Raw genomic sequence first — 12,414 nt, 5'->3', positions numbered from 1 at the left:
AGCCCCTCATTTTTTTGGATACGTCACCGACTCTCTCATAATGAGTTTTGGTTTGAAAACATATTTCTCAGGTTTTTCTCCATCGATCATCTTCAAAAGGATCTCGACTGCTTTCTTTCCAACTTCTTCCTTGGGATGTTCAAAGGTGGTCAGAATCTCTCTGAAATCACCTATGGGAGCATCGTCGAAACCTATAACTGAAACGTCCTCTGGTATCTTCAGACCCATTCTCTTTGCTGCAAGGAAAAACTGAAGAGCCGTTGCATCATTGTAGCAGAAAACCGCAGTTGGACGCTGATCCTTCGGTAAAGATAGAAGCTCAAAAGCACTCTGCATAACAATACCGGTGAACTCCGAAACATGAAAAGATTTCTCGTGGACTTTCTCGAAACCGAGTTCTCTTCCTCGTTTCAGAAAAGCCTGGGCTCTCACAACACTGGGAAGGTGTATCGTTTTATACAATACAGCCACATTCCTGTGTCCATACTGATAAAATATTTCCGCTGCTTTTTCTCCTCCGTACCAGTCGTCGAGAACAACACTTCCCACACCTTCTATGTCCCAGTTGGTGTGTACCAGAACTACCTTCGTGCCTTTTTTTGCCATGTCTTCTATCAAATCTCTGTTGGAACGTTTGGTGGCACTGTAGACAGGGTCTATTATCAGGCCATCCACACCAACTTCCAGCCATTCGTTTATGATCTGTCTCTCCTTGTGGGGGTCCTCAGAAGCATTTCCAAGAAGCATCTTGTACCCGTTTGCGAACAGAACCTCTTCGGCGCCGAGTGCTATATATGGAAATATGTAACTTGTGATCTGCTGGACAAGAATGCCAACGACCTTGTTTTTCTTTTCTATGTTCACAAACGTTCCAAGTCCTGGCTTTCTGATGACCAGGTTTTTAACTACCAGTCTTTCAAGGGCCTTTCTCACCGTTTCCCGACTGGCGTTGAATCTTTCCATTAACTCTTTCTCGGTGGGGAGTTTGTCTCCGTGTTTGTACTTTCCAGATTTTATTTCATCGATCAAAAATTTTTCAATTATTCTGTATTTTGGAAGGATTGCAAATCACCTCTCCTTTACCTGCCAATCTTCTCGACTATTTCTTTCGTATCCCTCGCTATCATGAGCTCCTCGTTTGTGGGAACAACCAGTACTTTCACACGGGAATCGGGAGTGGAGATTATGCCTTCCTTTCCTCTTATTGTTTCTTCGTTCTTCTGTTTGTCAAGCTTCACTCCGAGAAATTCTAGGTAAGAACACACATCTTCCCTTGTGATTGGAGAGTTTTCTCCAACACCGGCTGTGAAAACTATGGCATCGACACCGTTCATCGCTGCAGCGTATGCGCCTATGTATTTCGCTATTCTGTAGTCGTAAATTTCCAGAACGAGCTTGCACCATTCGTCTCCTTTCAAGGCAGCCTCTTCGATATCTCTCATGTCGGAGCTGAAGCCCTTTGAAAGTCCATAGACACCGCTCTTTTTGTTCAGTATATCGTACATCTCCTGGGGAGATATACCTTCTTTTTCCATGATGAAGAAGGGAATTGCCGGATCCAAATCACCGGACCTTGTACCCATAACGAGCCCTTCAAGTGGCGTGAATCCCATGGAAGTATCGACACACTTTCCATATTTCACAGCGGCTACTGAAGCGCCGTTTCCTATGTGACAGGTGATGATCTTGAGTTCTTCTAGTTTCTTCCCGAGAATCTCCGCCGCTCTTTTCGAAACGTACCTGTGGCTTGTACCGTGAAAACCGTAGCGTCTGATTTTATACTTCTCGTAGTATTCGTACGGTATAGCGTAAAGATATGCTTTCTGAGGAATCGTCTGGTGGAAAGCTGTGTCGAAAACAGCCACATTTGGTACTCCAGGAAGAAGCTTCATGGCAGCTTTTATTCCCATGAGATTCGCAGGGTTGTGAAGCGGCGCAAGGGGTGAAACTTCTTCAATCGCTTTGAGCACTTCCTCGTCCACAAGTACCGATTCTTTGAATCTTTCACCACCGTGAACCACTCTGTGGCCGACGGCATCGATCTCTTTTAGATCTTTTATGACTCCAAGTTTTTCATCGACCAATGTGTTCAATATGAGTTTCAACGCTTCCTCGTGATCCGGAAGTTCTCTTTCTATCACATGCTTTTCGTCGCCCACTCTGTGAACGAGCCTGCTGCCTTCAATGCCGATTCTTTCTGCGATACCCTTACAGAGAACTTTCTCACCCTCCATCTCGATGAGCTGGTACTTTATTGAAGAACTTCCCGAGTTTATCACCAGTACTCTCATCCTATTTTCACCTCACGCCTTTCCGCTGGATCCGAATATTCTGATTCTCTCCTTGACGATTTCTTTCACCTGTTCGAAGACAGGTTTGAAAATTTTTCTGGGATCTATCTGAGACTTGTCTTCTGAGAGAACCTTCCTGAGATACGCGACGAAGGTGATTCTCAGATCGGTGTCTGTGTTTATCTTGTTGATACCAAGTTCTATAGCTTTCTTCAGCATGTCTTCCGGAACGCCTTTCGCACCGGAAAGCTCGGCACCGTATTCGTTCGCCAGTTTCACAATATCCTGCGGTACCATGGAAGCTCCGTGAAGAACGAGCGGTATCTGGGTGTATTCTTTCACTTTCTTCAGTCGTTCAAAGTCGAGCTGTGCTTCCCCTTTGAACTTGAACGCACCGTGGCTGGTTCCAATGGCTGGAGCCAGGAAATCCACTTCTGTTTCCTTCACAAATACCTTTGCTTCTTCCGGATCGACGAGCACGGACTCTTTTTCCACCACATTGTCCTCTATTCCCTTGAGTTTTCCGAGTTCCGCTTCTACACTTATACCAACCGCGTGAGCTATCTCCACGATCCTCTTCGTCTCTCTGAGGTTTTCCTCGAAGGGAAGATGCGAAGCGTCGATCATCACTGAAGAGTAACCCGCTTTTATGGCAGCCATGATAACTTTAAAGTCTCTTCCGTGGTCCAGGTGGAGTGCGACGGGAACTGAAAGTTTTTCAGCGTAAGTTCTCACCATTTCAACGGCAAGTTTTGCTCCTGTTTCTATATCGCCCTTTCCTATGTACTTTATCGCTCCTTCCGATGTAGCGACGATGACCGGTGCTTTTTCTTCCTCAGCGGCTTCAAGAATTGCCTGGAGAAATTCCATGTTGTTGAAATTGAATGCACCGATAGCGTATCTCTCTTTGCTGGCTTTTTCCAGAATTTCTTTCGTGTTCTTTACATAAGGCATTGTCACACCTCCTTCAATGTAAAGGCCGGGACAAGCCCGGCCTTCAATTATTTCTTGTTTTTGAGAGCTGCCTGAGCCGCTGCAAGTCTGGCAACAGGTACTCTGTACGGCGAACAGGAAACGTAGTCGAGTCCAATTTTGTCGAAGAACAGTATGGATCTCGGATCTCCACCGTGTTCTCCACAGACTCCAACTTTGAGATCGGGCCTTGTGCTTCTTCCTTTCTCTTTACCCATCCTCACCAGTTCTCCAACACCGTCGTAGTCCAGCGTCTTGAATGGATCGTGTTCGAGGATGCCCTTTTCAAGGTACTCAGGCAGGAACTTTCCAACGTCGTCTCGGCTGAATCCAAAGGTCATCTGTGTGAGGTCGTTAGTACCGAAGCTGAAGAATTCTGCTTCTTCCGCTATCTGATGGGCGGTAACAGCGGCCCTTGGAACTTCAATCATGGTTCCGATCTTGTAAGTGAGCTCGACACCAGCTTCTTTTATGAGAGCGTCGGCCGTTTCCTTGATGATCTTCTTCAGGTACCTGAGTTCGTTAACGTGTCCCACAAGAGGAATCATGATTTCAGGTATTACATCTATTCCTTCCTCTTTCTTGAGTTCGATGGCCGCTCCAATTATTGCTTTGGTCTGCATCACAGCGATCTCAGGATAGGTGATGGTGAGCCTACAACCTCTGTGCCCGAGCATTGGGTTGAGTTCTTTGAGATTCTCCACGACGTTCTTGAGTTCCTCAAAGGAGACTCCCATCTGCTCGGCAACTTCCTTGATCTGTTCATCTTCTTGCGGCAGGAATTCATGGAGAGGAGGATCTATGAGCCTTATGGTGACTGGAAGTCCTTTCATCACTCTGAACAATCCCTTGAAGTCCTCTTTCTGAAGTGGCAGAAGTTCGTCCAGAGCCTTTTCTCTTTCTTCTTTTGTCTTTGCGAGGATCATCCTTCTAACCTTGGGTATTCTGTCCTTTTCGAAGAACATGTGTTCTGTTCTACAGAGCCCGATTCCTTCAGCACCGAATTTTCTCGCGACTTCCGCGTCTCTCGGTATGTCTGCGTTGGTTCTCACACCGAGTCTTCTGATCTCATCGGCCCACTGCAGAAGCTCCGCGACAGGTCCTTCAAGGCCCTGTGGTTTTATTGTTGTTACTTTTCCAAGGAGGACCTCACCGGTAGTCCCATCGATGGAGATCCATTCTCCTTCTTTTACAACGACGTCTCCCACTTTGAAGTAACCTTCCTCAGGATGGACTTCTATGGATTCTGCTCCGACGACTGCTGGCTTACCCATTCCTCTTGCGACAACGGCAGCGTGAGAGGTCATTCCCCCTCTGGAGGTCAAAATTCCCTGCGCAGCGGCCATTCCTCCAACGTCTTCGGGGCTGGTTTCAGGTCTCACAAGAATGACCTGTTCACCTGCTTTGCCGAGCTCCTCAGCTTTCTTCGCGTTGAAGACGACCTTACCCGTTGCGGCACCTGGAGATGCAGGAAGCCCTTTCGCGATGACTTTTGCCTGGGCCTTTTCTTTTGGATCGAACACAGGATGAAGCACCTGTTCGACGTCTTCAGGTCTCACTCTGAGAATAGCTTCCTCTTTGGTGATGAGTCCTTCGTGGACCATGTCAACGGCGATCCTGATAGCTGCCTGAGAGGTTCTCTTTCCATTTCTTGTCTGCAAGATGTAGAGCTTTCCTCTCTCAACGGTGAACTCGATGTCCTGCATATCTCTGTAGTGTTTTTCCAGTTTGTCCATTATTTCAAGGAGCTGATTGTAGACCTCTGGCATTCTGTTTTTCAACTCTTCAAGTTTGAGAGGAGTTCTGATACCCGCAACAACGTCCTCACCCTGAGCATTGGGCAGGAACTCTCCGTAAGGTTTCTTCTCTCCAGTGTTCGGGTCTCTTGTGAAGGCGACACCCGTTCCGGAGTCTTCTCCCATGTTTCCAAACACCATCGCGACGATGTTCACGGCCGTACCGAGGAGATCTCCTTCCTTGATTCCGTGAATCTGCCTGTACTTGATAGCTCTCTCGTTCATCCAGCTACCGAACACCGCATCGATCGCAAGCCAGAGCTGTTTCCAGGGATCCTGCGGAAATTCTTTTCCCTCTTCCTTGTAGATCTGTTTGTATCTTTCAACGAGTTTTTTGAGGTCTTCTGCATCCAGTTCGGTGTCGAGTTTCACACCTTTTTCCTTCTTGAGTTCTTCGAGTGCCTTTTCGAATTTCTCGTGAGGTATCTTCAGAACCACATCACCAAACATCTGAAGGAATCTTCTGTAAGCGTCGTAGGCAAACCTTTCGTTGTTCGTCAGCTTTGCTAATCCTTTCACTGTCTCATCGTTGAGACCAAGATTGAGAACGGTGTCCATCATTCCAGGCATTGAAATGGCTGCACCAGATCTGACGGAAACAAGGAGTGGATTGTTGGGGTCACCGAACTTTTTTCCAGTAACCTCCTCGAGTCTCCTCATTGCCTCTTCAACCTGTTCTTTCAGTTCTTCTGGATAAGTTCTTCCGTGGTCGTAGTAGTACTTACAGACCTCTGCGGAAATGGTGAATCCGGGAGGAACAGGAATTCCAAGGTTGGTCATCTCTGCGAGGTTGGCACCTTTTCCACCGAGGATATCTTTCATGTCCGCTCGGCCTTCTGCCTTACCGTTTGCGAAGAAGTACACGTATTTCTTTGCCATCTTCTGACTCCCTCCTTTTCCTTTCGTATCCAAGAATTTATTATAAAATCAAAACCGCACGATTAACTTCGGTATCATTTCACGTTAACATAGAAAACCATCTTCCCATCTTTGTAGAAGCCCCTCGCAAAGATGTAAGCCTCCTCACCCTCTCCCACAAGCGATTCCATGACAGCTTTCATATCGAGAAAGAGGAAGAAAACGTCGTTCTTTGCAGGCGTGATATCGAGATCTCTGGGAGAAAATTGCTCGCTTTTCAGAACGACTGTGTCTCCCTCTGTGCAAATCGATAATCCATTTTCCAGAACAAAACACCTGCCTTCCTTCCTGTACTGAACTCCCGCGGCTTTTAAAGCGTTTTCCACTGCATCAGGGGTTTTCAGCCTGGCTTTTGCAACAACTTCGAGATTGGTGGGAGTGGATCCGGCTATCAGGTCCATAACCGCTGAAGATACATTCGCACTCAAGAACATTGGAGGTTCGAGTTCTTCAAAGAGATTTTTGACAACTTTCTCAATGTCCGATTCGGGGAGTTGAACAGGTAGATTCTCGCTTTCTATAGAAAATCCAGCACTGGAGAGAACATCCAACAGTCCATCGTAATTCTCCGTGTTGAAAATCACCGTCAATTCTCCGAACGTGTAGTAATCAGATGGGACTTTCCTTGGCTGTCCTACTTTTTCGAGGAAGTTTCTGGAAGTATCATCCGCTGGAGCGATTTCCACCTTTATCGAGAGATGATCACTCGCGGATTCTTTTGTGCTCACAACGGTGAAGGAATACTTCTCACCTTGCAGCAAACCGTAGCCAAAGAAATCTGCGGTCTTCAGAGTGTCGGGAATCTTCCCTCCACCTTTCAAAGAAGCGTTCACTGCTTTAGCTGTTCCTAAGAAGAGATACCCATCTTTTTCAACAACGACCACATCTTCCATTCCCAGCAGATCAACCACAAGAGACTTTATGCTGTCTTTCAGTTTCTTTGCCTTTTCAGATGGTCCCAGAACGAAGCAAGTGTCTTCGCTGTTGAGCTGTACAAAGAGAAATTCGTGAGAGAGGAGATCGTAGAAGTCGGAAGGCTCTATATCCCTGCTGAGAAGCTGGGACTCCAGAACACCCTGTATCATCATCTCAAGACCGAGGCTCTCTGTCAGGAAACGGCCGGTGGGAAGACTTTTGATCTCGGAGTAGAACTCTGATAAATCCTTCACATATCGAATCACCTTGAAATTCTCCGGTACATAGTTTAATATTTGTGAAAAAGAGAGGGCCGTGAGAATCAGCAGGATAAAGATTATCCCTTTCTTCATGTTCAGAACCTCCTTCTTTTTTCTTCACCAAAACTTATGATAACACAGGAAAGGAGGTAGCACGTTGAGAAAATCTCTCGAGATAGGAAAATGTGTTGTTCTGGAAGTGCTGACACCAAGAGGCACAAATCTGGGTAGGTTCATGGAGTTCACCGAAGAAGCCTGGAAGACAGGTATCGACGCGTTCACGGTGACCGACATGCCGATGGGAAGAGTGAGAATGGCTCCCTGGGCTGCTTCCCACCTTCTTGTGGAAAGCGGAAAAGATGTTCTCATGCATTTCACGAGGAACACAAGGAATATGATAAGAATACAATCTGACCTTCTGGGCTGTCATGCCCTCGGAGTGAAGAATCTGCTTCTTCTGTCTGGGGACAATCCTTCCCACGGTGATTACCCTGAAACGACCTCCGTTAACGATATAGATATCTTAGACCTCATAAGACTCACAAAGCTCATGAACGAAGGAACGGATCTTGCCGGAAACAAGATCTATGGAAAAACCGATTTCTTCGTTGGTGGTGCGCTGAACCCTTTCAGTGATAAGGATATAAAAAGAGCTAAACAGAAGATTGAAGCCGGTGTGGATTTCCTTGTCACCCAGCCACTTTTCAACAGCGAGGTGGCGAAAAAGATCAAGGAAGAACTGAACACGAAAATTCTCGCTTCTATAGTCTTCTTTGAAAACGCAAAACAGATGAGTTACTTCTCGAGTGTTCCTGGAATAGAAATACCCGATGAGATAGTGAATTCCACGGAGAAGGGTGACGATTACCTGAAAGAAAAAAGTTTTGAAAGTGTACTCAGATTCGTTGAAGAAACAAAAGGTGTACTGGATGGTTTCTACATAGTGGCTATAGTGAAAGATCTCGAAAAAATCAGGAAGGTGGTAGAAATTGCCAAAAGTTGAAATAGCCCCCAGCGAGATAAAGATTCCAGACAACGTTTTGAAGGCAAAGCTCGGTTTTGGAGGAGCAGAGGAGATACCTGAAGAATTCAGGAAAACGGTGAACAGGGCTTACGAAGAGCTTCTCGATGCGGCAAAACCTGTGGTTCTGTGGCGAGATTTCGAGGTGGACGGTTCTCTCTCTTTCGACGACATGAGACTCACGGGTGAACTTGCAACGAAACACCTTTCTGGGAGTAAGATCATCACAGTTTTTCTTGCGACCCTCGGAAAAAAGGTGGACGAAAAGATAGAGGAATACTTTAGAAAAGGAGAGGATCTTCTCGCGTTTTTCATCGATGGAATCGCTTCAGAGATGGTGGAGTACGCTTTGAGAAAGGTAGATGCGGAGCTCAGAATGAAAAGATCCAACCTGGAGGGAAGTTTTAGAATTTCACCCGGATATGGAGACCTTCCACTTTCCTTGAACAAGAAAATCGCCGAAATTTTCAAGGAAGAAGTGGACGTCAATGTGATCGAAGACTCCTACGTGCTCGTTCCCAGAAAAACCATCACAGCGTTCGTGGGCTGGAGGGAGAAGAATGAGAAACAGACGTGAGGTTTCAAAATTGCTTTCAGAAAGGGTGTTGCTCCTAGATGGTGCTTACGGAACAGAATTCATGAAGTACGGATACGATGACCTTCCCGAAGAGCTGAATATAAAAGCACCCGATGTGGTGCTGAAAGTTCATAGAAGTTACATAGAGAGTGGATCGGATGTCATTCTGACGAACACGTTCGGTGCCACAAGGATGAAACTGAGAAAACACGGGCTGGAGGACAAACTGGACCCTATTGTGAGAAACGCTGTGAGAATCGCAAGAAGAGCAGCTGGAGAAAAGCTTGTTTTTGGAGATATCGGACCGACGGGAGAACTTCCCTATCCACTCGGAAGCACTTTGTTCGAGGAATTCTACGAGAACTTCAGAGAAACCGTGGAGATAATGGTCGAAGAAGGTGTGGACGGAATCATCTTTGAGACGTTCTCGGACATTCTCGAGCTGAAAGCCGCTGTGCTTGCGGCAAGGGAAGTATCCCGGGATGTTTTCCTGATTGCCCACATGACATTCGATGAGAAGGGAAGAAGTCTTACAGGGACAGATCCCGCAAACTTTGCCATCACGTTCGATGAACTGGATATCGATGCCCTCGGTATAAACTGTTCACTCGGGCCCGAAGAGATCCTTCCCATTTTTCAGGAACTGTCCCAGTACACAGACAAGTTTCTCGTAGTGGAACCTAACGCGGGAAAGCCCATCGTGGAGAACGGGAAAACTGTGTATCCTTTAAAACCACACGATTTTGCCGTTCACATAGACTCCTATTACGAACTCGGCGTGAACATATTCGGAGGCTGCTGCGGAACCACCCCTGAACACGTGAAGCTCTTCAGAAAAGTTCTCGGAAACAGAAAGCCTCTTCAAAGAAAGAAAAAGAGAATATTCGCTGTCTCTTCTCCTTCAAAACTCGTGACGTTCGATCATTTCGTCGTCATAGGAGAGAGGATAAACCCGGCAGGTAGAAAGAAGCTATGGGCGGAGATGCAGAAAGGAAACGAAGAAATTGTGATCAAGGAAGCGAAAACACAGGTGGAAAAAGGCGCGGAAGTGCTTGATGTGAACTTCGGGATAGAATCTCAGATAGACGTACGATACGTGGAAAAGATCGTTCAAACACTTCCGTATGTTTCGAACGTTCCTCTTTCCTTGGACATCCAGAACGTCGACCTCACAGAGAGAGCGCTCAGAGCCTATCCGGGAAGATCTCTTTTCAACTCGGCCAAGGTGGATGAAGAAGAACTCGAAATGAAAATAAACCTGTTGAAGAAATACGGAGGTACACTCATCGTACTATTGATGGGAAAAGACGTTCCAAAAAGCTTCGAAGAGAGAAAAGAGTACTTCGAAAAGGCTTTGAAAATCCTGGAGAGACACGATTTCTCAGACAGGGTGATCTTCGATCCAGGAGTTCTGCCCCTCGGTGCAGAAGGAAAACCGGTAGAAGTACTGAAGACCATAGAATTCATCTCAAGCAAGGGTTTCAACACAACTGTTGGTCTTTCCAACCTGTCTTTCGGACTTCCTGACAGAAGTTATTACAACACCGCTTTTCTCGTTCTTGGAATATCTAAAGGCCTGAGCTCTGCCATCATGAATCCCCTCGACGAAACACTAATGAAGACCTTGAACGCTACACTTGTGATACTTGAAAAGAAGGAACTTCCCAGGGCTGAAGTGAAGGAAGAAAAACTGGTTGAAATCATACTCTCCGGGAACCGGTCGGAACTCGAGAAGCTTGTGGAGGATTTTCTGAAGGAAAAAGATCCTCTTTCCGTCATAGAAGAACACCTGAGGCCAGCGATGGAACGTATTGGAGAACTCTACGATAAGGGAAAGATCTTTCTGCCGCAACTCATCCTCGCCGCTCAAACGGTGAAACCCGTGTTCGACAAACTGACATCGATGCTTCCATCAGACAGTCAGGGTGAAACGTTCGTCATTGCAACAGTCAAGGGTGATGTGCACGACATAGGAAAGAACATAGTGGCATCTGTCATCAGAAGCAGCGGGTACCGCGTGGTGGACCTTGGAAAAGACGTGGACACATCGGAAATAGTGGAAGCCGTGGAAAAAGAAAGACCCGTTGCACTCGGTCTGTCTGCAATGATGACAACCACCGTCGGCAGAATAAAGGAAGTTGTGGAAAAGCTCAAAGAAAAGAACCTGAAAATCCCTGTCATAGTGGGTGGTGCTTCCCTGAACGAAAAACTAGCAAAAGAGCTTGGAGCGGACTATTACGCAAAGAATGCTTCCGAAGCGGTAAAAATATTGAAATCTCTTGGGAGATGAGAGTGTGGATACCATTGTCGCTGTAGCTACCCCTCCCGGAAAAGGAGCAATCGCGATTCTCAGGTTGAGCGGTCCAGATAGCTGGAAGATCGTTCAGAAACACCTTCGAACACGATCGAAAATCGTTCCACGAAAGGCAATCCACGGCTGGATCCACGAAAACGGAGAAGATGTGGATGAGGTAGTGGTCGTTTTCTACAAATCACCAAAGAGCTACACAGGAGAGGACATGGTAGAGGTGATGTGCCACGGAGGACCGCTCGTGGTGAAAAAGCTGCTGGATCTCTTCTTGAAATCTGGAGCGAGAATGGCTGAACCCGGCGAGTTCACAAAACGAGCTTTTTTGAACGGGAAGATGGACCTCACTTCAGCGGAGGCTGTGAGAGATCTCATAGAGGCGAAAAGTGAAACTAGTTTGAAACTCTCCCTGAGGAACCTCAAGGGAGGATTGAGAGACTTCGTTGATAGCTTGAGAAGAGAACTCATAGAAGTCCTTGCTGAGATACGGGTAGAGCTCGATTATCCAGACGAGATAGAAACGAACACAGGCGAAGTGGTGACCAGACTGGAGCGAATAAAAGAAAAGCTCACAGAAGAACTGAAAAAAGCAGATGCGGGTATTCTTCTCAACAGAGGACTCAGGATGGTCATCGTGGGAAAGCCCAACGTGGGAAAATCTACTCTTCTGAATCGACTTTTGAACGAGGACAGGGCGATCGTCACAGATATACCCGGAACAACAAGGGATGTTATCAGTGAAGAAATCGTCATAAGAGGAATTCTTTTCAGGATAGTCGACACAGCGGGTGTGAGATCGGAAACGAACGATCTGGTCGAGAGACTGGGGATAGAGAGAACTCTTCAGGAAATAGAGAAAGCTGACATAGTACTGTTTGTGCTCGATGCTTCTTCACCACTTGACGAAGAGGACAGAAAAATCCTCGAAAGGATAAAGAACAAACGCTATCTTGTGGTGATAAACAAAGTAGATGTGGTGGAGAAGATAAATGAAGAGGAGATAAAAAACAAACTCGGAACAGACAGACACATGGTGAAGATATCTGCCCTGAAAGGAGAAGGACTTGAAAAGCTGGAAGAATCCATCTACAGAGAAACTCAGGAGATCTTTGAAAGAGGTTCTGATTCTCTCATCACAAATCTTCGACAAAAACAGTTGCTTGAAAACGTTAAAGGACATCTGGAAGACGCTATAAAGTCTTTGAAGGAAGGAATGCCGGTTGATATGGCTTCTATAGATCTAGAGAGGGCTCTCAATCTTCTCGATGAAGTGACAGGAAGGAGCTTCAGGGAAGATCTGCTGGATACCATATTCTCCAATTTCTGCGTTGGAAAATGAATGAGGGGAAGGGTTTC

General features: G+C 46.4%; 9 protein-coding genes. 4 read left to right on the top strand and 5 right to left on the bottom strand.

The genetic code is table 11. From position 1 onward, the window contains the following. Positions 1–6 precede the first annotated feature (6 nt). The 5 genes from TM_RS01415 to TM_RS01395 form a co-directional block, all read right to left on the bottom strand. Positions 7–1,062 carry a GntR family transcriptional regulator gene (locus tag TM_RS01415; protein ID WP_081625172.1) on the bottom strand — a complete coding sequence of 352 codons (1,056 nt, stop codon included), beginning with the start codon at positions 1,060–1,062 and terminating at the stop codon, positions 7–9. 17 nt (positions 1,063–1,079) lie between these two features. Continuing rightward, positions 1,080–2,291 carry an acetate kinase gene (gene ackA, locus TM_RS01410; protein WP_004082978.1) on the bottom strand — a complete coding sequence of 404 codons (1,212 nt, stop codon included), beginning with the start codon at positions 2,289–2,291 and terminating at the stop codon, positions 1,080–1,082. Between the two features lie 12 nt (positions 2,292–2,303). Next, positions 2,304–3,245, bottom strand: a complete 942-nt coding sequence (gene fba / locus TM_RS01405; RefSeq protein WP_004082977.1) for a class II fructose-1,6-bisphosphate aldolase — start codon at positions 3,243–3,245, stop codon at positions 2,304–2,306. 47 nt (positions 3,246–3,292) lie between these two features. Beyond that, on the bottom strand, positions 3,293–5,938 hold the full coding sequence (gene ppdK, locus TM_RS01400; protein WP_004082976.1) for a pyruvate, phosphate dikinase: 2,646 nt from the start codon (positions 5,936–5,938) through the stop codon (positions 3,293–3,295). A gap of 74 nt (positions 5,939–6,012) precedes the next feature. Continuing rightward, a complete protein-coding gene (locus TM_RS01395; RefSeq protein WP_004082975.1) occupies positions 6,013–7,245 on the bottom strand; it encodes a hypothetical protein in 1,233 nt (410 codons plus the stop codon). A gap of 64 nt (positions 7,246–7,309) precedes the next feature. Here TM_RS01395 and TM_RS01390 point away from each other — a divergent pair, with 64 nt between their 5' ends. From TM_RS01390 to mnmE, 4 genes are read left to right on the top strand one after another with little or no spacing between them, the layout of a single operon-like run. Beyond that, a complete protein-coding gene (locus tag TM_RS01390) occupies positions 7,310–8,155 on the top strand; it encodes a methylenetetrahydrofolate reductase (RefSeq protein WP_004082974.1) in 846 nt (281 codons plus the stop codon). Then, a complete protein-coding gene (locus tag TM_RS01385) occupies positions 8,142–8,750 on the top strand; it encodes a hypothetical protein (protein ID WP_004082973.1) in 609 nt (202 codons plus the stop codon). Before TM_RS01390 ends, TM_RS01385 begins: the two co-directional genes overlap by 14 nt. Continuing rightward, positions 8,734–11,040, top strand: coding sequence for a homocysteine S-methyltransferase family protein (locus TM_RS01380; RefSeq protein ID WP_004082972.1), 2,307 nt, complete (start codon positions 8,734–8,736; stop codon positions 11,038–11,040). The genes TM_RS01385 and TM_RS01380 overlap by 17 nt, the downstream gene beginning before the upstream one ends. A 4-nt stretch (positions 11,041–11,044) precedes the next feature. After that, positions 11,045–12,397: a tRNA uridine-5-carboxymethylaminomethyl(34) synthesis GTPase MnmE gene (mnmE, locus tag TM_RS01375; protein WP_004082971.1), complete on the top strand. Its 1,353-nt coding sequence runs from the start codon at positions 11,045–11,047 to the stop codon at positions 12,395–12,397. Positions 12,398–12,414: the final 17 nt, after the last annotated feature.

Source organism: Thermotoga maritima MSB8 (genome assembly GCF_000008545.1).
GTDB lineage: Bacteria > Thermotogota > Thermotogae > Thermotogales > Thermotogaceae > Thermotoga > Thermotoga maritima.
Note: the sequence above shows the minus strand (reverse complement) of the source record. Positions and strands in the feature narration are given on the sequence as shown.